This window comes from Dactylosporangium sp. NPDC050588, from assembly GCF_040654975.1.
In the GTDB taxonomy this organism is placed as follows: Bacteria; Actinomycetota; Actinomycetes; order Mycobacteriales; family Micromonosporaceae; genus Dactylosporangium; species Dactylosporangium maewongense.
Map to the genome: position 1 here is coordinate 1 of NZ_JBFAJA010000097.1, position 20,202 is coordinate 20,202.

21 protein-coding genes and 1 pseudogene are annotated in these 20,202 nt (G+C 73.3%); 18 read left to right on the forward strand and 4 right to left on the reverse strand.

From position 1 onward, the window contains the following. Positions 1-141: 141 nt before the first annotated feature. The 6 genes from AB0I21_RS47280 to AB0I21_RS47305 all read left to right on the forward strand — a co-directional run bounded on the left by AB0I21_RS47280 (position 142) and on the right by AB0I21_RS47305 (position 5,380). Complete coding sequence (locus AB0I21_RS47280; protein WP_360571077.1) at positions 142-1,356, forward strand: VWA-like domain-containing protein; 1,215 nt, start codon at positions 142-144, stop codon at positions 1,354-1,356. Positions 1,357-1,454: 98 nt separating this feature from the next. Next, positions 1,455-2,558, forward strand: a complete 1,104-nt coding sequence (locus AB0I21_RS47285) for a GntR family transcriptional regulator (RefSeq protein WP_360570989.1) — start codon at positions 1,455-1,457, stop codon at positions 2,556-2,558. After that, positions 2,555-2,713 carry a hypothetical protein gene (locus tag AB0I21_RS47290; protein WP_360570991.1) on the forward strand — a complete coding sequence of 53 codons (159 nt, stop codon included), beginning with the start codon at positions 2,555-2,557 and terminating at the stop codon, positions 2,711-2,713. Before AB0I21_RS47285 ends, AB0I21_RS47290 begins: the two co-directional genes overlap by 4 nt. 15 nt (positions 2,714-2,728) lie before the next feature. Then, positions 2,729-3,547 (forward strand): Gfo/Idh/MocA family oxidoreductase, encoded by an 819-nt coding sequence (locus AB0I21_RS47295; protein WP_360570993.1) that lies wholly within the window; start codon positions 2,729-2,731, stop codon positions 3,545-3,547. Further along, the gene (locus tag AB0I21_RS47300) at positions 3,544-4,101 is read left to right on the forward strand and encodes an N-acetyltransferase (protein ID WP_360570995.1); all 558 of its coding nucleotides are present in this window, start codon (positions 3,544-3,546) and stop codon (positions 4,099-4,101) included. Before AB0I21_RS47295 ends, AB0I21_RS47300 begins: the two co-directional genes overlap by 4 nt. Before the next feature lie 16 nt (positions 4,102-4,117). Further along, complete coding sequence (locus AB0I21_RS47305) at positions 4,118-5,380, forward strand: carbohydrate-binding protein (protein ID WP_360570997.1); 1,263 nt, start codon at positions 4,118-4,120, stop codon at positions 5,378-5,380. Positions 5,381-5,430: 50 nt separating this feature from the next. Here the strand turns inward: AB0I21_RS47305 and AB0I21_RS47310 are convergent, their stop codons facing one another. Together AB0I21_RS47310 and AB0I21_RS47315 are read right to left on the reverse strand one after the other, a co-directional pair. Beyond that, a complete protein-coding gene (locus AB0I21_RS47310) occupies positions 5,431-5,886 on the reverse strand; it encodes a hypothetical protein (protein ID WP_360570999.1) in 456 nt (151 codons plus the stop codon). Positions 5,887-5,948: 62 nt separating this feature from the next. After that, positions 5,949-7,550 carry a hypothetical protein gene (locus AB0I21_RS47315; protein WP_360571001.1) on the reverse strand — a complete coding sequence of 534 codons (1,602 nt, stop codon included), beginning with the start codon at positions 7,548-7,550 and terminating at the stop codon, positions 5,949-5,951. A gap of 181 nt (positions 7,551-7,731) precedes the next feature. Here AB0I21_RS47315 and AB0I21_RS47320 point away from each other — a divergent pair, with 181 nt between their 5' ends. The 11 genes and pseudogenes from AB0I21_RS47320 to AB0I21_RS47370 all read left to right on the forward strand — a co-directional run bounded on the left by AB0I21_RS47320 (position 7,732) and on the right by AB0I21_RS47370 (position 14,089). Next, positions 7,732-8,481: an RICIN domain-containing protein gene (locus tag AB0I21_RS47320; protein ID WP_360571003.1), complete on the forward strand. Its 750-nt coding sequence runs from the start codon at positions 7,732-7,734 to the stop codon at positions 8,479-8,481. A gap of 224 nt (positions 8,482-8,705) precedes the next feature. After that, the gene (locus AB0I21_RS47325) at positions 8,706-9,257 is read left to right on the forward strand and encodes a hypothetical protein (RefSeq protein WP_360571005.1); all 552 of its coding nucleotides are present in this window, start codon (positions 8,706-8,708) and stop codon (positions 9,255-9,257) included. Continuing rightward, the gene (locus AB0I21_RS47330) at positions 9,254-10,441 is read left to right on the forward strand and encodes an SRPBCC family protein (protein ID WP_360571007.1); all 1,188 of its coding nucleotides are present in this window, start codon (positions 9,254-9,256) and stop codon (positions 10,439-10,441) included. Before AB0I21_RS47325 ends, AB0I21_RS47330 begins: the two co-directional genes overlap by 4 nt. A 6-nt stretch (positions 10,442-10,447) precedes the next feature. Further along, positions 10,448-10,639 (forward strand): annotated as a pseudogene (gene gvpJ / locus AB0I21_RS47335) (gas vesicle protein GvpJ); the annotation flags it as partial. Positions 10,640-10,850: 211 nt separating this feature from the next. Then, positions 10,851-11,627 carry a GvpL/GvpF family gas vesicle protein gene (locus AB0I21_RS47340; protein WP_360571009.1) on the forward strand — a complete coding sequence of 259 codons (777 nt, stop codon included), beginning with the start codon at positions 10,851-10,853 and terminating at the stop codon, positions 11,625-11,627. A gap of 3 nt (positions 11,628-11,630) precedes the next feature. Continuing rightward, entirely contained in the window at positions 11,631-11,864 is a 234-nt protein-coding gene (locus AB0I21_RS47345) for a gas vesicle protein GvpG (protein ID WP_344509641.1), read from the forward strand. 19 nt (positions 11,865-11,883) lie between these two features. Further along, positions 11,884-12,204, forward strand: a complete 321-nt coding sequence (gene gvpO, locus AB0I21_RS47350; protein ID WP_360571011.1) for a gas vesicle protein GvpO — start codon at positions 11,884-11,886, stop codon at positions 12,202-12,204. A gap of 1 nt (position 12,205) precedes the next feature. Then, positions 12,206-12,676 carry a gas vesicle protein gene (locus tag AB0I21_RS47355; protein WP_360571013.1) on the forward strand — a complete coding sequence of 157 codons (471 nt, stop codon included), beginning with the start codon at positions 12,206-12,208 and terminating at the stop codon, positions 12,674-12,676. Beyond that, positions 12,673-13,485: a GvpL/GvpF family gas vesicle protein gene (locus tag AB0I21_RS47360; RefSeq protein WP_360571015.1), complete on the forward strand. Its 813-nt coding sequence runs from the start codon at positions 12,673-12,675 to the stop codon at positions 13,483-13,485. The genes AB0I21_RS47355 and AB0I21_RS47360 overlap by 4 nt, the downstream gene beginning before the upstream one ends. Then, complete coding sequence (locus AB0I21_RS47365; RefSeq protein ID WP_360571017.1) at positions 13,482-13,802, forward strand: gas vesicle protein; 321 nt, start codon at positions 13,482-13,484, stop codon at positions 13,800-13,802. The genes AB0I21_RS47360 and AB0I21_RS47365 overlap by 4 nt, the downstream gene beginning before the upstream one ends. Continuing rightward, on the forward strand, positions 13,799-14,089 hold the full coding sequence (locus AB0I21_RS47370; protein ID WP_360571019.1) for a gas vesicle protein K: 291 nt from the start codon (positions 13,799-13,801) through the stop codon (positions 14,087-14,089). The genes AB0I21_RS47365 and AB0I21_RS47370 overlap by 4 nt, the downstream gene beginning before the upstream one ends. Positions 14,090-14,101: 12 nt before the next feature. Here the strand turns inward: AB0I21_RS47370 and AB0I21_RS47375 are convergent, their stop codons facing one another. Next, the gene (locus AB0I21_RS47375; RefSeq protein WP_360571079.1) at positions 14,102-14,725 is read right to left on the reverse strand and encodes a TetR/AcrR family transcriptional regulator; all 624 of its coding nucleotides are present in this window, start codon (positions 14,723-14,725) and stop codon (positions 14,102-14,104) included. Between the two features lie 92 nt (positions 14,726-14,817). On the opposite strand from AB0I21_RS47375, the gene AB0I21_RS47380 reads away from it, so the two are divergent. Beyond that, positions 14,818-15,876, forward strand: a complete 1,059-nt coding sequence (locus tag AB0I21_RS47380) for an NAD-dependent epimerase/dehydratase family protein (RefSeq protein WP_360571021.1) — start codon at positions 14,818-14,820, stop codon at positions 15,874-15,876. On the opposite strand, the gene AB0I21_RS47385 is transcribed toward AB0I21_RS47380, so the two are convergent. Beyond that, on the reverse strand, positions 15,869-20,152 hold the full coding sequence (locus AB0I21_RS47385) for a fibronectin type III domain-containing protein (RefSeq protein WP_360571023.1): 4,284 nt from the start codon (positions 20,150-20,152) through the stop codon (positions 15,869-15,871). The two genes, AB0I21_RS47380 and AB0I21_RS47385, sit on opposite strands and share 8 nt — an antisense overlap. Between the last annotated feature and the right edge of the window lie 50 nt (positions 20,153-20,202).

The following is a 20,202-nucleotide window of genomic DNA, read 5'->3' on the forward strand; positions in this document are numbered from 1 at the left end:
CGGTCCGCCGTGGGCGGTGGCCTGGCCGCGTCCGAGGACCGGTCCGCCGTGGGCGGTGGCCTGGCCGCGTCCGAGGACCGGTCCGCCGTGGGCGGTGGCCTGGCCGCGTCCGAGGACCGGTCCGCCGTGGGCGGCGGTCCGATGGCGCTGGACACCGGGAAGCTGTACGCGGCCCGGCTGCTCGCCGCGCGGGTCCGACCGTACCTCGCGACGGCGCTGTTCGCGCTGCACGTGGTCGAGTCGCGGCGGGTACCGACGATGGCCGTCGACCGGCAGTGGCGCTGCTACGCGTCGCCGGCGTTCGTGGCGCGGACCCCGGTCGAGGAGCTCGCCGGCGTGTGGGTCCACGAGGTCGCGCACCTGCTGCGGGACCACCACGGCCGCGGCGACCGGGTCGCCCGGGAGCGCGGCCTGCACGGCGCCGGCGACCGGCTGCGGATGAACATCGCCGCCGACTGCGAGATCAACGACGACGTGTACGGCGATGGCCTCGCCCGCCCCACCGGCGCCGTCGCCGCCGCCGACCTCGGGCTGCGCGACGGCGAGCTGATGGAGGACTACCTGCGGCAGTTCCGGCTCGGGCCGCGTACGGGCGGCCTCGCGTGGCTGGACTGCGGCAGCGGCGCCGACGGCCTCGAACGGCCGTGGGACCTCGGGCCGGACGGCGCGCACGGGCTCAGCGGCCACGAGCTGGACGCGGTCCGGTTCCGGGTCGCGCAGGCGATCAGGGCCCGCCCCGGCGACGTGCCGAAGGGCTGGCAGCGCTGGGCGGAGGTGGCGTTCCACCCGCCGCAGCCGTGGCGGGAGCTGCTCGGCGCCGCGGTCCGCGCCGCGGCGGCCGGCGCTGCGGGTGGCGACGACTACACGTACGGGCGGCCCGCACGGCGCTCCGCGAGCCTGCCCGGGGTGGTGCTGCCGAGCCTGCGCCGCCGCCCGCCGCAGGTCAGCGTCATCATCGACACGTCGGGCTCGGTCAGCGACGCCGAGCTCGGCAGCGCGCTGCTGGAGGTCGCCGCGATCGGCCGGGCCGTCGGCGGCCGCCGCGACCTGGTCCGGGTGCTGTCCTGCGACGCGGCGGCCGGGCTCGCGCACGCGCTGTGCCGGGCCGAGGGGATCCCGCTGATCGGCGGCGGCGGGACGGACCTGCGGGCCGGGTTCGAGCGGGCCCTGCGGACGGCACCGCGCCCGGACGTGGTGGTGGCGCTCACCGACGGGCAGACGCCGTGGCCCGAGGTGCGCCCGCCGTGCCGGACCGTGGTCGGCCTGTTTCCACGGGAGACGGGTTGGGACGAGGACGACCCGGACGCCGAGCCCATCGTGCCGCCGGCGTGGGCCAGGGTGGTGTCCATAGGTTGAATACATTCCACGAAGTGCCAGCTTGATTGACGTCCGTTCGCCCGCGGTCGCATCATTTCCGCATGACAGAGACGGACGCCGATTCATTCCATGATGGAATGTCTGCGCAGCAAGGTCTCAAGACCGAGATGGTCGCCGACCGGCTGCGGCGCTGGATCGCCGACGGCGGCCGGCCCGTCGGCGCCAGGCTGCCGACCGAGGCCGAGCTCGCGACCCGCCACGGCGTCGGCATCAACACCGTCCGCCGCGCCGTGGGCCTGCTGGTCGCGGAGGGCGTCGTCGTGCGGCGGCAGGGGTCCGGCACGTACGTCGCGAGCGTCCCCACCGGATCCCGCCGGACCGTCGGGGTCGTGGTGCCGTCGACGTCGTACTACTACCCGAAGGTCATCGAGGGCATCGAACGGGCGCTGACCGCCGCCCGTGCCGGCGTCATGCTCGCCAGCTCCGAGAACCGCCCCGACCTGGAACGCACCCAGATCCGGCGGATGCTGGGCAGCGGCGTGGAAGGGCTCATCCTCGTGCCCAACCTGCACGTCGCCGACGACCCGCAGGCACACGTCGACGCGCTGCGGCGGCTGCCGGTCCCGTACGTGCTGGTCGAGCGCCGCCCGCCGCGGCCGGACCCCGACGACCCGGTGTCGTTCGTGACCACGCACCACCTCGGCGGCGTACACACCGCGATCCGGCATCTGGTCAGCCTCGGTCACACGCGTGTTGGATTTCTCGGCCGCATCCGCACGGGTAACTCCGCGGTCGTCACCGAGGGCTTCGACCGCGCCGCGGCCGCGCTCGGTGCCGTCGCCGTGCCGAAGGCGCGCGTGCTGCACGAGGAGTGGACGCCAGCGCAGATCGACGCCTACGCCGCGACCTGCCGCGCGGCCGGCGTCACCGCCGTCTTCTGCCACGGCGACCGCGACGCGGCGGCGCTGCTCGCGGCGGCCCGCCGGATCGGGCTGCGGGTGCCGTCGGAGCTGTCGCTCGTCGCGTACGACGACGACGTGGCCGAGCTCGTCGACCCGCCGCTGACCGCGGTCGCCCCGCCCCGCGCCGCCCTCGGCGCGCTCGCGGCGGGCCTGCTGCTGCGGCTCATCGACGACCCTACGACCCCTGCGCACCGCGTCGAGCTCCAGCCCCGCCTCACCGTCCGCGGCTCGTGCGCCCCGCTGCGGGCGCGCCGCCTCTCCGCGAAATCCAACGCATGATGGATTTCCGGCTGGGAGTCATCGGCACCGGCATCGTCGCGGCGCTCCATCTGGAAGCGGCCCGCGCCGTGCCCGGAGTCCGGGTGACAGCGGTCTGCGACATCCACGAGGCGGCCGCGGTACAGGCGGCGGCGGGCACAGGCGCGACGGCCTAAACCGACCACCGCCGGATGCTGACCCGCGAACCACTCGACGGCGTCGTCATCACCGCGCCGCACGCCCTGCACGCCGGCATGACCCTGGACGCGGCCGCCGCCGGCGTGCCCGTCCTCGTCGAGAAACCCATGGCCACGACCGTCGCCGACTGCACCGCGATGATCGAGGCGTGCGCGGCCGCCGGCGTCGTCCTCGCCGTCGGGCACGTGGTCAGGTTCGACCCCGCCGCGCACCGCGTCGCCCGGCTCCTGCGCTCCGGCGACCTCGGCGAGGTCCTGGCGATCCACCATCACCGCACCGCCCACTACCAGCGCGGCTCGCGCCCCGGCTGGTTCTTCGACCCGGTGATGGCCGGCGGCGGCATCGTGATGAACGTCGGCATCCACGGCCTCGACCGCATCCAGTGGGCCGGCGACGGCACGGCCGAGTCGGCGACCGCCCGCGTGTGGCACCGCGACGGCCACACCGTCGAGACCGACGCGATGGGCTCCGTGACGCTGTCCAGCGGCGTCGCGGCCGGCTTCCTGCTCACCAGCGCCGCCGGCCGCTTCCACGACGAGACCACCGTCGTCTGCTCCCGCGGCGCGCTGCGCTGGTCGTCCACCGACGGCACCTGGGCGAGCCGCGACGGCGCCCCCGAGACCCAGGTCATGGCGCCGGGCGGCGGGACGGGGGAGGCGTTCGACGCGCAGCTCGCGGACTTCGTCGCCGCCTGCCGCGGCCACCGCCCGCCCGAGGTCGGCGGCGACTACGGCCGCTCGGTCGTCGCCACCGTCCTGGCCATCTACGCCTCCGCCGCGAGCGGCCGGCCGGCTTCCGTGTGCCGGTCATGACCGCCCGGGTGCGCGCGGGCCGCCGCGCCGACCTCGCCGCGGTGTACCGCATCTGCGCGACCACCGACGCGACCGGTCTCGGCACGCCGCCGCGACCGTTCGACGACAAGCTGCCCGGCCACGTGTACGCCGGGCCGTACCTCGCCGCCGACCCTGGCCTGACGTTCGTCGTCGAGGACGACGCGGGCGTCGGCGGCTACGTGTCCGCGACCGCCGACACGGTGCGCTTCAACCAGTGGCTGGACGCGCACTGGTGGCCCCGGCTCCGCCGCCGGTACCCACCGGGCACGTTCACGCCGGCGGGACCGCACCGGCCGTGGTTCGACACGCACCCCGCGCACCTGCACATCAAGGTGGCGCGGCGGCTGCAGGGGCAAGGCTGCGGCCGGCGGCTCATGGACACGGTGCTCGCGGCGCTCCAAGGGCGTGGCGTCGCGGGCGTGCATCTGGGCGTGGCGGAGGCGAACACCCGAGCGGTGGCCTTCTACACCGCGCTCGGCTTCACCGAGGCGCACCGCCACGCCTGGGGAAGCACTCTCGTCCGCAACCTTTGAGTCAAAAGGAGCGACCATGCGAAGAACGGTTCTCGTGGCGTTGCTGCTGATCGCCGCCGCGGCGGTGCCCGCCGTCACCCCCGTCGCCGAGGCGGCGACGAGCAGCCTCAGGTACAACACCTTCGAACGCCCCGAGCGGGGCACCGCCTACACGCTGGGCGCGTGGGCCCAGGACGGGTGGACGGCCCCGTGGGAGCAGGGCATGAGCACCCGCACCTGGATCGACGGCTACAACTTCAGCCACACCGGCGGCAAGTCGCTGCGGGTGTTCTACCCGAAGGGCAAGATCGGCCCGGCCGACTCCGGCGCGCAGGCACCGCTGCAGCTGACCCGCGGCCGCGAGTACTACCTGTCCTACTGGGTGCGCTTCAGCAGTGACTTCAGCTGGGGGACCACCGAGTTCGCCGGGAAGGTCGGCCTCGGGCTCGCCGGCGGCGGGTCGTGCTCCGGCGGGCAGGTGTGCGACGGCACCAACGGCTTCAGCTCGCGCATGATCTGGCGCTCCGGCGGGAAGGCCGCGATCTACTACTACCACATGGGCCACGCCGGCCAGTACGGCGACTTCGTCGACCTGACCCGCCCCGACGGCTCGCTCATCTACTACCCGCGCGGCCAATGGGTGAACCTGGTCCAGCGCCTGCGCGTCAACACGGTCACCGCCGGCTCCGCCAACGCCGACGGCGAGATCGACATCTGGTACAACGGCGTCCAGGCCGCCTCGATCCGCGGGCTGCGCTTCGTCACCAACGCCGACCAGGTCGACAAGGCGTACTTCTCCTCGTTCGCGGGCGGGGCCACCCCGTCGTTCGCCCCCGCCAACGACTCCTGGATCTGGTACGACGACCTGAAAGTATCCAACACCCGTGGGGATGTCTGCGAGCTGTCCGGCGGCTGCCACACCCGCACCTTCCAGGCCGAGGCGTACACCCAGATGAGCGGCGTGACGACCGCCGCCACCACCGACACCGGCGGCGGCCAGGCGACGGCCTTCGACACCGGCGACTGGATCGCCTTCGGCAACGTGAACGTCCCCAAGCCGGCCCGCTACCTGGTGGAGTACCGGATCGCGACCGCGGCGAGCAACGCCCGGCTGTCGCTGGACATCAACGCCGGCGCCACCCCGCTCGGCGAGGTGACGCTACCCAACACGGGTGGGGTTACCCAGTGGCGCACGGTGTCCAGGGAGGTCGTGGTGCCCGCCGGCACGCACCAGTTCGGGCTTTATGCATCGACCGGTGGATTCAGCGTCAACTGGTGGAAGCTGACGCAGCTGGCCTGAGCCAGGTGGGCCGCGGCGGTCCGTCCACCGCGGCCCACACCCGCACAGCATCAGCGCCGGAAGAGGCTCAGCAGCGCGTACAGCGGCCACCGCCATCCGGTGACGGTCCTGAGCCAGTCCTCATGCCAGGCCCGTTGCTCCGCGACGGTGACCACGTCGGCGCAATCGGCCGGATCGAGCACGCTGACGAAGCCGGCCGGCACGGAGGGCCGGCGACCGCGCTGGAGGAGGTAGGCGACCTCGCCGCCCGCCATCTGCAGGGCCATCCGGGACGGGTAGACGTCCCGTCTGGCACCGTTGCAGCACAGGCGGATGCCGTCGGGCTCGACCTGGAGCCGCAATGCCTCCAGCGCGTGGAACAGGTGCTCCCCGGTCGCCGTCCACTCCCGCCCGTCGGGGGCCAGCAGGGCGAGCACCTCGACCTCGTCGGTCTCGGCCCGGTCGAGGGTCCACTCCTGGGTGCCGTCAGGGGTCAGCACCCGGATCGGGGACCGCGTGACGCTCATGCTTCCAGCATCGCATTGAGCTTCGTCGCGTTCCGACCGCCGGGAAGCCTGTGGAGCGCCGTTCAGGTGGTCGCGTAGACCCGCAGGGTGACCTCGTCGCTGAGGTGGGTCTCGCCGTTGACGGTCAGTGCCGCCTGCACGACCCACACCGTGGGCGGGGTGGCCTGGCCGTTGTCGGTGACCCGGACCCGTGCGTGGTTGCCCCGGCCGTGGAACGCGACCGGGCCGAGGACCGTCTCGGTCCGAACGGTCCACTGGAGGGCGTCCGCCAGCCGTGCCTCGTCGAAGCCGGCCGGCACGGCCACCTCCAACGGCAGCGTGAACGGCTGGATCGAGTAGCACGACCCGCCGAACGTCTGCCCAGGGCACCCGGGCGCCTTCACCGTCAGCGGCAGCACCTCCCGGAGCCGGTCCGCCGCGGGCACGAGCGGCACGTCACCCGCGGCGGGCACGGAGGCGGCCGGCGATGCCGACGCGACCGTCGAAGGTTTCGCATGTCCCGATGCGGCAGGTGTACGACCGGAACTGGGCGAGGCCGGCACCATCACCCCCGGTGCCGCGACGGCGGACGGCGGTGCGGCCGGGGTGGTGGCGTCGCTCGCCGAGGCCTGCTCCTTCGGTGTTCCGCTCCGCAGGCCGAAGACGCCGGCGACGGCGGCACCGGCGAGCAGGACGAGGACGACGGCCAGGAGCACGGGCGGCCGCCGCAGCAACGGCGACCGGGCCACCGGGGCGGCCGGCGTCACGTAGTAGACAGCCGGCTCAGGCTCGCGCTCCGGTGCCGCCGGGACCTGCGGCGGCAGTTCGACGGTGATGTCGTCCGCGTCGGGCTCCGATGCCGGCGCAGGGCCCGGCGCCGCGACCGGCGCGGCAGGGTCGACGCGCTCCGTCGGGTCCGGCACGTCAGGTTCCACGAGGCCGGCCGGGTCCGGCACGTCAGGTTCCACGAGCCCGGCCGGGTCCGGCACGTCAGACTCGGCGAGCCCGGCCGGGTCCGGCACGTCAGACTCGGCGAGGCCCGCCGCCGCCGGGTCCGGGGCGTCGCCTGGTTCGGTGAGCTCGGCGGGCACCTCCGGGAGAGGGAACCCGCTCAGCACGGCGAGGGCGGTGGGCCGGGCCTGATGCGCCGAGGTGCACGTCGCACACGTGGGAAGGTGCGCGGCCACGGCCTTGCGGACGGCGGGGCGCAGGCGCTTCGTGCTGGCGGCGGCGATGACGGCGGGCAGGTCGGCGCAGCCGGTCGCAGGGTCCGCCGCGGCGGCGGCCGTGAACAGGGCGAGCTCCAGCAGACCGCCCGGCTCCACCAGCCGGTCGATCGCCCGCCGGGTGACGTCGACCTTCTTGCCCAGGAGCGCGGCGACCCCTGTCAGGTCGACCTGGCGATGGCGGGGACGCCCCGCGTACTCCAGGACCACCAGTGCGAGCAGGTTCCAGTGGTGCTCCTCGATCAGGGGCCGCGCCGAATACAGTACGAGAGCGGCGGCGTCACCCGTCGGAGCGGCCGGCGCCGGGCGCTGCCGCAGCCCCTCCCTGACCGCGTCGCGCGCGACCGTGAAGCCCGTCGCGCCGGGTGGTGCCGCCTCGGTCGCCGACCGCGCCAGGGGCTCGTCACCGCACGCGAGCACCACGCAGTAGCGGTACACGTCGGCGTGCTGCGGATCCATCGACCGCCTCCTTCGCGTCGGCTCCGCGGGCTCAACGAGTGGCCGCGTCGCAGGTCGCGGCATCGAAACCTTTGCGAAACCCCTTTGGAGCGCGCCGCGCGGAAGCCGGTGCTGGCTGTCACCCGATCGGAGGTTGTCCATGCATCGAGCCCGACGCAGATCGACGCGAATGTTCCTCGCGGTGCTGAGTCTGCTGCTGGCGTGCGGCGGCGCGGTGGCGATGCCGGCAGCGGAGGCCGCCGCGGCTCCCGCCGTCTCGCTCCGCTTCCTGATGATCATCAAGCCGGTGTCGCAGGTGCCCGGCCTGACCGCCACGCTGAGCCAGGCGCAGATCGACGCGGCCCGGACCGCGTTCCTCAGCACGTTCCCGCGGATGGTCGAGGACCTCACCGGCGGCACCGTCGACATGAACACGCAGGTCGTCGTGTCGCCCCGGCCGCTCACGTCGATCGGCTACCAGGGGCTGATGGTCGAGCCGGGCAACGTGCCCGACGACGTCGCGCAGTACGTCCACCCGCAGGAGTGGGACGGCGTGTTCGTCACCGGCCAGATGATCGTCGGCGCCGGCTCGAACCGCTGCGTCGACGTCTCCGGCGGCCGCGACGCCGACGGCACGAAGGTCCAGCTGTGGGACTGCCACGGCGGCCCGGAGGTGCGCTGGCGGTGGCAGGGCGGCACCCTGGTCAACAGCAGGACCGGCAAGTGCCTCGACGTGGCCGGCGGGCGCACCGCCGCGGGCACCAAGGTGCAGCTGTGGACGTGCCTGAACAACGGCGCCCAGCGATGGCAGCTCGCGGGCGAGCTCCTGCGCAACCCGCAGTCCGGCACGTGCCTCGACGCCGACGCGTGGGGCACCGCGAACGGCACGCAGCTCATCATCTGGGACTGCGGCGCCGGCCAGTCGAACCAGACCTGGCGCTTCCAGCAGTAGCGGCGACGGCCCGGCCTCCGGGGAAGAGGCCGGGCCGTCACCGGGCGAGGGCAGGCGCCGCCGACGCCGAGCCAGGGAGACCATCGAGACCTGGCTGCCGGTCCGGCGGCGGCCGCCCGGGGGCGATCCCGAGCGAATCGGTGCGGGCTGGTTTGCCGCCCGAGATCCGGGTAGGGCGGCTCAAGGGCGCTACCACCCGCGAACTGCGCCCGGAGGGTCGCATCATGAAACGAGCATTGCAGGTCACGCTGGCGATCATGGTCGGATACGTGCTCGGCCGGCGGCGCAAACTGCGCATGGCGATGCTGCTCGGTGCCGCCGCGGCGGCTGGGCGCTTCAGCGGCAACCCGAACGAGCTGGTGGCTCGCGGACGGAAGCTCGTCGGCGGCTCCGCGGCACTCGGCCAGCTGTCCGGTCTCGCCCGCCCGCTCGTCGACGCCGGCCGGTCGGCCGCCCGCACCGCCGTGTCGCAGCGCATCGACTCCGTCAGCGACCGGCTCCGGGAGCGCAGCGACGCGCTGCGTTCGGCGGGCCGGAAGGGCGCCCGCCGCGACGAGGACCGCGGCCGTGACGAGGACTACGACGCCGAGTTCGAGGACGAGGAGTTCGAGGAGCTGGAGGAGCCCGAGGAGGCGCCGCCGCCCCGGCCCGCCGCCCGCCGCTCCCGTCCGCGACAGGAGCGTGACGAAGCCACCGATGACGAGGACACCGACCAGGAGCCCGAGTCCGAACCCGAGCCGCCGGTCCGCCGCCGGCGCGCCACGGCACGACGATGACCAGCGAAACGCGCGGCGCACCCAGTGGCGGGATCGGTGCCCACCTGTCCCGGCTGCTGGTGCAGGAGCTGCAGAACTTCGCCGGAGCGCTGGGCCGCCGGGCCCTCACGGCCGTGCAGGACAAGGTCGAGGGCAAGATCGGCGACCTCACCGGCCGGCTCAACGAGTACGCCGAGCAGAGCGGCAGCCCGAAGCTGGTGGCGGCGGCGAAGGGCGCCGAGGAGCTCGCCGGGGGCGGCTCGCCGATGAAGGCGGCGGCGAAAGGCGGCCTTGCCGGTGGCTGGGCGAAGATCAAGAAGTTGTTCGGGGGTGGCCGCAGCGCGACCCGCAAGCTCAAGGTCACCAGCATCCTCGAGTGGGCCGACGTCGGCGTGCCGATCAAGGTCGCCTACAACCAGTGGACGTCGTTCGAGGAGTTCCCGAAGTTCACGAAGAAGGTCGAGAAGGTCGAACGGCAAGACGAGGACAAGCTGCACTGGCGGGCGCAGATCTTCCTGTCGCACCGCGACTGGGAGTCCAACATCGTGCTGCAGGAGCCCGACGAGCGCATCGTCTGGCGGTCCAAGGGCGCCAAGGGCTACGTCAACGGCGCCGTGTCGTTCCACGCCCTCACGCCGACCCTGACCCGGATCGTGCTCGTCCTCGAGTACTACCCGAAGGGGCTCTTCGAGCGCACCGGCAACCTGTGGCGCGCGCAGGGACGGCGGGCCCGGCTGGAGTTCAAGCACTTCGTGCGGCACACGATGACGCAGACGATCCTGAACCCCGACGAGGTCGACGGCTGGCGCGGCATCATCCGCGACGGCGAGGTGGTCCTGGACCACGAGACCGCCATGCAGCAGGAGCGCGAACGCGAGGAGCAGGAGCAGCAGGAAGAGCCGGACGACTCCGGCGAGCAGGGCGAGCGCGCCGCCGACGAGACCGGCGAGGCTGAGCCCGAAGAGGGCGAGCCCGAAGAAGAAGGCGAGCCCGAAGAAGGCGAGCCCGAAGAAGGCGAGCCCGAAGAGGGCGACGAGACCGCGGCCAAGGCGGAAGAACGCGGCGAGGACGAGGGCGACGAGGAGGAGACGCCGCAGGCGCGCCCCCGGCGCCGCGCCGTGCCGCGCCGGACCGGCGCCGAGACCCGCGACCGCCGCGGCCCCGAACCCGGCGACCGTCGCAAGCGCAGCAACACGAGGGGGTGAGCGAGCATGTCGGTCGTGCAGGCCGGTGGCGGGGGCGGGCAGTCCTCGTCGCTCGCCGACGTGATTGACACCATTCTCGACAAGGGGCTGGTGATCGACGCGCACGTCAGCGTCGCGGTGGTCGGCATCGAGATCCTGACCATCAACGCGCGTGTCGTCGTCGCCAGCGTCGACACATACCTCCGGTTCGCGGAGGCGGCCAACCGGCTGGACCTGAAGTCGCAGGAAGGCAGCGGCCTGTCCGACATGGTCGGCGGCGCCAAGGGCGCGATCGCCGGGCACGCCGGGAAGCGCGCGATCGAAGGCGCCGGCGAGAAGATCCTGTCCAAAGCAGGCGACGTGTTGGAGCAGATCGCCGGCCCGGGCGAAGAGGACCGCGACCGGCCGCGGCGACGCAGAGGAGGCTGACGTGGCCACCGACACCACCGCACCGCGGGTCGGCATGATGCTCTACGGCGTGGTGCCGTCGGACGTCGAGCCGACCGGCAGCGCCCAGGGCGTGGGCAACCCGCCGGCCGACGTCACCACGGTGACCGAGGACGACCTGGCCGCGCTGGTGAGCGACGTCCCGCTCGACCGCCCGCTCGGCCGGCCCGACGACTTGACCGCCTATCAGCGGCTGCTGGACGGCACCGCGGCCGTGGCGCCGGTGCTCCCGGTCCGCTTCGGCACGGTGCTGCGTGACGCGGAGGCGATACGGCAGCTGCTGGCCGACCAGCACGACATGATCGTCCCGCTGCTCGACCGGCTCGAGGGCCGCGCGGAGTACGTGGTGCGCGGCCGGTACATCGAGAGCGCCGTGATCGCCGAGATCCTCGACACCGACTCCGACGCACGGCAGTTGCGCGAGTACATCCAGGGACGGCCGGAACAGGAGACCACGCAGCAGCGCATGGCCCTGGGCGAGCGCATCAACGGCGCGATCGAGGCGATGCGGCAGGCCGACACCCAGACGGCCGTCGACCGGATCGGCAAGGTCGTGGAGGACCTCGTCGTGGCGGAGCCGACCCACGACCTGGACGCCGTGCACCTGCCCGTGCTGGTCGAGCAGGCGCACCGCGCCGAGTTCGACGCGGTGCTCGCCGAGCTCGCCGACGGGTGGAGCGGGCGGGTCGAGATGCGCAGCCTCGGCCCGGCGGCACCGTACGACTTCGTCGACCGGCTGGCCCTGGCCCGGGACGACTGAGCCATGGGCCTGCTCCTGACGATCCTCACGCTGCCGTTGGCGCCCGTACGAGCCGTCACCGCCATCGCGGAGCTGCTGCTGGAGCAGGCGGAGCAGGAGCTGTACAGCCCGCAGGGCCTGCGCCGGCAGCTGGAGGCACTGGACGAGGCGGTGGCCCGCGGCGAGCTGAGCGAGGACGAGCGGCGCGCCGCCGAGCAGGAGATCCTCGACCGGGTCACCTCCCGGTCGACCGGCTGAACGACCGGAAGGCAGAAGCATGACACCCTCCAGCACCGAACCGCGTGAACGGCGGGCGAAGGCCCGTCCCGAGCCGCCTTCTGCCGCCTCCATCGCCCGTCTCGCGGTCGACGAGGTCGGCCAGCTGACGAGCAAGGAGACACTGGGCGTCGTGTCCGTCGAACCGGCCGACGACGGCGGCTGGGTCGTCGGCGTCGAGGTCGTCGAGGAGCGTCGCATCCCGTCATCGGCCGACATGCTCGGGCTGTACCTCGTCGAGCTCGACGAGGACGGCGAACTGCTGGCGTGTCACCGCGACCGCCGGTACCTGCGCGGCAGCACCGATGCGAAGGTGAGCTGACATGGCGGCCTCACCGGGGCTGGGCCCCGCCCCCGCGCTCGGCACCGGGCACCAGCCGACGAACCTCGCCGACATCCTCGAACGGGTCCTGGACCGGGGTCTGGTGATCGCCGGCGACATCCAGGTCAACCTGCTCGACATCGAGCTGCTCACCCTCAAGCTGCGGCTGGTCATCGCATCCGTCGACACGGCGCGGCAGCTCGGCATCGACTGGTGGGAGACCGATCCGTGGCTGTCCTCGTCCAGCCGCCGGGCGGTCGAGCGCGGCGACGCGCGCCGCGAAGCTCTCGGGCGTGATGACGCAGGGCACGAAGACTACGGGCGGTCTGCCCAGCCGGCGGTCGAGCCGGGCGGTGACCGGCGGGCGGGCCGGCCCGCGGTGGAGCCCGCGCACCAGGCGGTCGAGAACGACCAGTATCCGGCGGACGCGGAGGGTCGTCCCCGCATCCGCCGGCGTGGGGACGAACGGTGAGTGACGAATCGTTGCAGTGGCTGTACGCCGTCGCCCGCGACAGCGTGCCCGTCGAGGTCGCCGGCATCGGTGACGCGCCGGTCCGCGCGGTCCACGGCGCGGGACTCTGCGCCTTCGTCAGCACCGCACCGGCCGGCCTGTCCGAGGCCGGCGCCCTGCAGGAGCGCCTGGAGGACGCGGAATGGGTGGCGCGGACCGCGGTCGAGCATCACCGGGTCGTGGCGGCGCTCGCCTCCGCCGCCCCGGTCGTGCCCGCGGGGCTCGCCACGGTGTGCCGCGGCGAGGCCCGCATCACCGCGACCCTGGTCCGGCACGCCGCCGGGCTCACCGGTGCGCTGGACCGCGTGACCGGACGGACCGAGTGGGGCGTCAAGGGGTACGTGCGCGGCGGCCCGGCGCCCGTGCCCGAGACGAAATCGGGAGGGGCGGGCACCGCGTACCTGGAGCGCCGCCGCGCTCAACTGTCGGCCCGCGACCGGCGCCACGACGAGGCGGCCCGCGACGCGGACGCGGCCCACGCCGAGCTGGCCCGCCGGGCGGACGCGGCGCACCGGCACGCGCCGCAGGACCGTCGGCTGACCGGCGAACCGGAGGCGATGGTGCTCAACGGCGCATACCTGGTGCCGGACGAGCGGGCCGTGGCGTTCGCGGCGGCCGTCGACGACCTCGCCGCCCGGTACCCCACGATCACGCTGCGGCTCACGGGGCCGTGGCCGCCGTACTCGTTCGTCCCCGCGCTCGGCGCGGAACCTTCGGACCCGGACCGCGTGCCGGGTGACACCCCCGTGCCCGCCGGCGGACCCCCGTGAGCGACGCCGTCCACTCGCGCGAGGTCGCCCTCGTCGACCTGCTCGACCGGGTGCTGACCACCGGGGTCGTCGTCGCCGGCGACGTCACGATCGCCATCGCCGAGGTCGACCTGGTCCGCGTGTCGCTGCGCGCCCTGGTCTCGTCGGTCTCGACCGCGTCCGGCGGCACGGTCGGCGGCACGGTCGAGGGCACGGTCAGCGACACGGTCGAGGGCACGGTCGACGGCACGGTCGAGGGCGCGGTCGAGGGCACGGTCGAGGGCACGGTCGAGGGCACGGTCGACGGCATGATTCCAGACAGGAGCGGGTCACGGTGAACGACCTTCCGCGGGACGGGCGGCTCGACCTCGACCGCGACTCCGTCGAACGCGGCTTCGCCTCGCTCGTGCTCACCGTCGTGGAGCTGCTGCGCCAGCTCGTCGAACGGCAGGCGCTGCGCCGGGTCGACGTCGGCGACCTCTCCGCGGAGCAGGTGGAGCGGATCGGGCTCACGCTCATGGCGCTCGAGGAACGCATGGCCGAGCTCCGCGAGCACTTCGGGCTGCGCCCCGAGGACCTCAACATCGACCTCGGCCCGCTCGGCCCGCTGTTGCCCCGCGACTGACCGGTGCGCCCGCTAGGCCGCTCTTCCGGCCAGGAGTGACTCCAGCAGGGCGGTGATGCGTGCGGTCAGCGCCTCGGGCGTGGTGCCGAGCTGCACGCACCGCCCCTCCAGGGGGCCGTCCAGCCACAGCGTCACGATGCCGATCGCCAGCGCCCAGACGGCGGCCACGAGCGGCTCCGGGTCGCCGGCCGGGGCCGAGCCCTCGCGCTGGCAGTCCTGCACGGTCTCGGTCAGCAGCTGGATCGCTGCCTCGCCGGCGTGGGCGGCCTCGGGCACCTGCGGCGAGGCGGACAGCTCGCTGCGCAGCATCAGGTGCAGGTGGCCGGGGTGCTCGCGGGCGAAGGCGACATACGCCTCCAGGATCGCGCCGAGCCCGCGCACCGCGGTGGGCGCCGCCTCGCGGGCCGCCCGCAGGCGCTCCAGCAGCAGCTGATGGCCCTGCACCGCGATCGCGGCGAAGAGCGCGGAGCGGTCGGGGAAGTGGTGGTACGGCGCGCCCGGGCTCACCCCGGCGTCGCGGGCCACGCGGCGCAGGCTCACCGCGCCGATGCCCTCCGCCTCGATGAGCGCCACGCAGGCGGCGAGCAGCGCGTCGCGAAGGCCGCCGTGGTGGTAGCTGGCTCGGGTCTGCGGCATCGGCACCCTCCGACTGTAGGCGGTTGACGCCGGCCGCCGAAGCCGACTATACAGTGCTTAGATTCTAAACGGCGCTTAGATTGGGGTTCGTCGTGTCGAACGGAACGGTGCTCGTCACCGGCGCCACCGGCTTCATCGCCGGGCACTGCATCGAGGAGCTGCTCACCCACGGCTACGCCGTGCGGGGGACGGTCCGCGACCCGGCCACCGCCGACGTCGCTCACCTGCGGGAGATCGCCGACCGGACCGGCGGCGCGTTCGAGGTCGTCCGGGCGAGCCTCGACACCGACGCCGGGTGGGCCGAGGCGGTCGCCGGCTGCACGGCCGTCTGGCACGTCGCCTCGCCCAACCCGCCGTCGGCGCCGCGCACCGAGGACGAGGTCGTCCGGCCCGCCGTCGACGGCACCGTGCGGGTGCTGCGCGCCGCCGCCGCATCGGGCACGGTCCGGCGGGTCGTGCTCACCTCGTCCATCGACGCCGTCCGCCACGGCCACGGCACCGCCGGCCAGGTGTTCACCGAGCAGGACTGGCCCGACGCATCCGGCGCAGGCGCCTACCCGAAGAGCAAGGTGCTCGCCGAACGGGCCGCGTGGGCGATCGCCCGCGAGCACGGCCTGGAGCTCGTCGCCGTCAACCCCGGGCTGGTCCTCGGCCCGCTGCAGCGGCCGATGCGCACGACGTCCGCCGAGGTGATCCGGCTGCTGCTCAGCCGCGGGATGCCGGCCGTGCCGCGGCTGGGCTTCGCCGTCGTCGACGTCCGCGACGTGGCGCGGGCGCACCGGTTGGCCATGGAGACGCCCGCGGCCGCCGGAAACCGGTACATCGTCGCCGGCGAGCACCGCTGGATGGAGGAGATCGCGGCGGTGCTCGCCGCCGAGTTCGGCCCGCAGGGCTACCGCGTGCCGACCGCCCGCATGCCGCGCTGGCTCATGTGGACGGTCGCCCGCTTCGACCGGACAATCCGTCTGGCGTTGGGTTACGTCGGCGTGCCGGCCCTCGTCAGCGCGGAGAAGGCCGCCGGCGAGCTCGGCTGGACTCCCCGTCCCGCGAAGGAATCCATCGTCGAGATGGCCGACAGCCTGGTCCGGCACGGCATCGTCCGGCCGGGCCGGCCCGTGAGAAACGGCCCGGCCCGGCAGGGCGTCAGTTGACGAGCAGGAAGTTGTCCACGGAGGAGGCCGACACCCAGCGGCGCCCGTAGGCCTCCGGGTTGTTGAAGTTGTACTCCTCCAGGAACACCATCCCACCGTCCACACCGGACACCCAGGCCACGTGCCCGTACTGGCCGCCGTTCCACTGGGCGATCGCGCCCGGCGCCGCGGTGTGGCTGATCGCGCCGCCGTACTTCGCGGTGGCCTCGTCCCAGTTCTTGGCGTTGTAGTAGTTGATGCCGTTGAAGTTCGGCGGCTTGCGGGAGTAGTACTTGTCGACGCGTGATGCCACGAACGACGTGCACTGCTTCTTCACGAACTCGTACGGGTCCAGGTACGGGAACCAGTAGTCGGCCCACGGGTAGTCGTCGACCGGCCCGAACGCGATCACGGAGCCGCTGCGCCCGCCGTACTTGCCGAACCGGTCCGCCACGACCCGGTACTCGTAGCAGCCGGTCGTGTAGCTCACCGTCGACGTCGTGCCGGTGATCATCATCTTGATGGTCTGCCAACCGCCGCCACGGCACGCCCGGGCCTCGATGGAGTAGCCGGTCGCGTTCGCGGCCGCGCTCCAGGCGACCGTCACCGTCGACACCGAAGTGCTGGTCGACGTCGGGTACGCCCGCACGCCGCCGGGCGTGCCCGGCGTGATGATGGTGAGCGTCGCCGAGGACACGTTGGAGTTGCCGCTGAGCCCGGCGAGGTTCTCCGCCCGCAGCATGAAGTCATAGGTGCGGCCCGGCGTCAGCAGGCTCATCGTGAACGTGCAACAGGTGGTGACCGGGTACGCGGCACGGGTCCACGCCGAGGTCCCCGCATAGCGGTAGTAGATCCAGTAGTACACATTGGACGGACTCGACGCGGTCCAGCTGAGGCGCACCGCGGTGTCGCCCTGCGCCGCCGCGCTCAGGCTGCCCGGCGCGGTCGGCAGCGGCGGCATCGGCCGGGCACCCGCGGCCACCGATGGCGCCGAGTCACCGGCGAGGTTCGTGGCCCGCAGCCGGAACTCGTAGTACGTGCCGTTCGTCAGGTACGTCACCGTGAACGTGCAGCAGGTCGACAGCGGGTACTCCAGGCGCTGCCAGACGCCGCCGGCGGGCCGGTACTCGACCCAGTAGTAGACGTTCGGGGTGCTCGACGCCGTCCAGCGCAGCGTGATCCGCCCGTCGCCGACCGCCGCGGTCAGCCCGGTCGGCGCGGCGGGCAGCGGCGGCAGCGGCCGGGCACTGGCCACATTGGACGCCGGACTGTCGCCGGAGACGTTGTTGGCCCGGACCCGGAACTCGTACGTGGTGCCATTGGCGAGCAGCCCGACGGTGTACGCGCAGCACGTCGTCACCGGGTACTGCAGGCGCTGCCAGGTGCCGCCGGCGGGGCGGTACTCGACCCAGTAGTAGACGTTCGCGGTGCCCGACGCCGTCCAGCGCAGCGTCACCTGCCCGTCCCCGGCGGTCGCGCTCAGCCCGCTCGGGGCCTTCGGCAGCCCGCCGGTCGACGTGGCCCGCGCGGTCGCGGACGCCGGGCCCTCGCCGCCCTGGTTCTCGCCGGTGACCTTGAACTCGTAGACGTGCCCGTTGACCAGCGGGCCCCACGACGCCGACGTCTTGTCGGTCGGCAGGCCCGACTTCGCGAACCCGGCGCCGGCGGTCACGTCCCGGTAGTACACCCAGTAGTACAGGCTCGGCGCGGGCGCGTCCCAGTCGAGGTCGATCGTGCCGTCACCGGCCGCGATCGCCGTCAACCCGGTCGGCGCCGGCGGCGGCGAGAACCGTGCCGTGGCGCGGGCCGTCGCCGACGCCGGGCCCTCGCCGGCGGAGTTCGCGGCGGTCACCGTGAACTCGTAGACGTGGTTGTGGGTGAGGTACCCGGCGGTGAATGACAGCGCGGTCGTCGGCAGCGACAGGCGGGTCATCGCGCCGCCGGCGGTCACGTCCCGCATCGCGATCCAGTAGTACAGGTCGGGCCCGGCCGACGCCCACGACAGGCCGATCTGGCCGTCGCTGCGGGTCGTCGCGGTCACCCCGGTCACCTGCGGCGGCAGCGGGAGGTTCGGCGTGGCCCGCACCAGGTTCGTCGGCCCCGACTCGCCGCCGGCCGCCACCGAGGTCACCTTGAACTCGTACTGGTGCCCGTTGACCAGATACCCGGCGGTCATCGTGCAGCACGTCGAGATCGGGAGCGGCAGCTGCTGGAACGTCGCCTCACCGGCGGTCACGTCCCGCTGGTACACCCAGTACCACACATCCGGCGTGGGGCTGGTGTCCCAGGTGAGCTGCACCTGCCCGTTGCCGGCGACCGCGCGCAGGTTCGCGGGCGCGGCCGGTGCCGGGTAGACGGCGGTCGCCTGGGCCAGGTTCGACGGCGGCGAGTCACCGCCGAGGTTGTTCGCGACGATCTTGAACTCGTAGCGGTGGTTGTGCGCGAGGTACCCCGCGGTCAGAGTGAGCGCGGTCGTCGGCAGCGGCAGCTTCGTGAAGTCGGCCTCGCCGTTGGTCACGTCCCGCTGGTACACCCAGAAGTAGACGTTGCTCGCGGTGCTGGTCCAGTCGAGCTTGATGGTGCCGTCGCCCTGCGCCACGGCGGTCAGGTTCGCCGGCGCGGGCGGCACGGTGTAGTGCACGGTCGCCTTGGCCGACGTGGAGTACGGGGACTTCCCGCCGCCGTGCGAGGCGGTGACCACGAACTCGTACTGGTGGTCGTTGGCCAGCCACGCGATGGTCGCCGTCGTGTCGGCCGGGGTCGGGTCGCTCACCTCGACGTACTCGGTCTCACCGGCGGTCAGGTCGCGGCGGGACACGTCGTAGCGCCACGCGTTCGGCACCGCCGACCAGCTCAGGTTGACGCTGCCGTCGCTCTGCGGGGTGGCGGTGAGACCGGTCGGCGCGGCCGGCGGCGCGATCGTCACCAGCACGCTGCGCACCGGCGACGCCGGCCCTTCGCCGTTGGCGTTGCGGGCGGCCACCTTGAACTCGTAGGTGTGCGCGGTCTTGAAGCCGCCGAGCGTGGCGCTCGCGGTGGTCGGCTGCGCGACCCGGGCGAAGTGCGTCTGCCCGACCGTGACGTCGCGCTGATACACCACATAGGACGGGCTGCTGCCGGGCCACGACAGCGCGACCGTGCCGGCGCTGGACGCGGTCGCCGTGAGCGACGCCGGCGCGGCCGGGACGGTCGCCGGGTCGGGCACCGGCCGCGGCCACGCGATGTCGGCGAAGCGCGGGCGGTAGATACGGGCGTCGTCGTAGAGGTCCCCGTCGTTGAGGGAGTTCACGTTGTATGACACCAGCAGCTTCCCGGACGGCGCCAGCTCGGGATGCACGTGGGCGTCGTAGACGATGACCCCGGACTGGTTCGCCGGCTCGGGCGCGGTCAGCAGGTCGACGGGGCCGCTGAACGGGCCCCACGGGTTGCTCGCGGTGTAGGCGACGACCTGCGCGTTGAACACGATGTTGCTCTCGACCGTGACGAGAATCCACTGCCCGTTGTATTTCTGGACGCCGTACGCGGTGCCGACGCCCGACAGGGGCAGCCGCGCGGATCCGGCGGCGCTCGTCGTCCAGCCGGTGCCGTTCCAGAACTCCCATGGGCCGCTCAGGCCGCCCGCCGGGACCCTGGCGAGCCGCGCGAAGCGCATGCCGTCGGCCTGCGCGTAGTCGGAGCCGTAGATGTACGTGAAGCCGCCGTCGGTCACCAGCTGCGCGCCCCAGGTGACGGTGCTGCCGACCGCCGGGGTCAGGTCGGTGACCCCGGTCAGCGCGAGCGACGGCAGCGCGAACGTCGCCAGCACCGTGCCGCTGAGCGCCACGTCGAGGCTGCCCGTGCCGGTGCGGCGGTAGCGGTTGTAGACCACCCGCAGGTTCGATCCTTCGACCTCGCCGTCGCCGACCCAGTAGAACTGCCCGTCGGCCGTCTGCGGCAGCAGCGCCTGCGGCGCGCTCGTGGTCCCGCCGGTCAGGGTCGTGGTCGGCGCGCTGCCGTCCTGCACCACCATCGAGTTGTTGATGAACGGCGAGCTGCGCGGGCGGCTGTGGTCGGCGTTGACGGTGCCGAGCAGCGTGTCGGAGAACAGCCACACGATCCGGCCGTCGGGCAGCAGGACCGACGCCGTGCTGTCCGCCCCGCTCCACCTCCCGCTGGTGTCGCCGTAGGTGTTGAACGCGGTGGTCAGCTGGGTGCCCGTCATGCCGCCGGCGGGCGGCGCGGCGGACGCGGGGGTGCGGTCGGGCAGCACGGTGAGCAGCGCTGCGACCAGCAGCAGAACAGTCAGGCGGGCGCGCATGGTGCATGTATAGCGTTACATGGATGAATGGGTTACCCCGTGGTAACAAA

Bases quoted from the DNA above. Each gene is read 5' to 3' on its own strand.
- AB0I21_RS47345 (WP_344509641.1), top strand. From the start codon at position 11,631: ATGGGCCTGCTCCTGACGATCCTCACGCTGCCGTTGGCGCCCGTACGA.
- AB0I21_RS47315 (WP_360571001.1), bottom strand. From the start codon at position 7,550: ATGGATCCGCAGCACGCCGACGTGTACCGCTACTGCGTGGTGCTCGCG.
- AB0I21_RS47300 (WP_360570995.1), top strand. From the start codon at position 3,544: ATGACCGCCCGGGTGCGCGCGGGCCGCCGCGCCGACCTCGCCGCGGTG.
- AB0I21_RS47290 (WP_360570991.1), top strand. From the start codon at position 2,555: ATGATGGATTTCCGGCTGGGAGTCATCGGCACCGGCATCGTCGCGGCG.
- AB0I21_RS47280 (WP_360571077.1), top strand. From the start codon at position 142: ATGGCGCTGGACACCGGGAAGCTGTACGCGGCCCGGCTGCTCGCCGCG.
- AB0I21_RS47310 (WP_360570999.1), bottom strand. From the start codon at position 5,886: ATGAGCGTCACGCGGTCCCCGATCCGGGTGCTGACCCCTGACGGCACC.
- AB0I21_RS47305 (WP_360570997.1), top strand. From the start codon at position 4,118: ATGCGAAGAACGGTTCTCGTGGCGTTGCTGCTGATCGCCGCCGCGGCG.
- AB0I21_RS47375 (WP_360571079.1), bottom strand. From the start codon at position 14,725: ATGCCGCAGACCCGAGCCAGCTACCACCACGGCGGCCTTCGCGACGCG.
- AB0I21_RS47325 (WP_360571005.1), top strand. From the start codon at position 8,706: ATGAAACGAGCATTGCAGGTCACGCTGGCGATCATGGTCGGATACGTG.
- gvpO (WP_360571011.1), top strand. From the start codon at position 11,884: ATGACACCCTCCAGCACCGAACCGCGTGAACGGCGGGCGAAGGCCCGT.
- AB0I21_RS47295 (WP_360570993.1), top strand. From the start codon at position 2,729: ATGCTGACCCGCGAACCACTCGACGGCGTCGTCATCACCGCGCCGCAC.
- AB0I21_RS47330 (WP_360571007.1), top strand. From the start codon at position 9,254: ATGACCAGCGAAACGCGCGGCGCACCCAGTGGCGGGATCGGTGCCCAC.
- AB0I21_RS47385 (WP_360571023.1), bottom strand. From the start codon at position 20,152: ATGCGCGCCCGCCTGACTGTTCTGCTGCTGGTCGCAGCGCTGCTCACC.
- AB0I21_RS47355 (WP_360571013.1), top strand. From the start codon at position 12,206: ATGGCGGCCTCACCGGGGCTGGGCCCCGCCCCCGCGCTCGGCACCGGG.
- AB0I21_RS47285 (WP_360570989.1), top strand. From the start codon at position 1,455: ATGTCTGCGCAGCAAGGTCTCAAGACCGAGATGGTCGCCGACCGGCTG.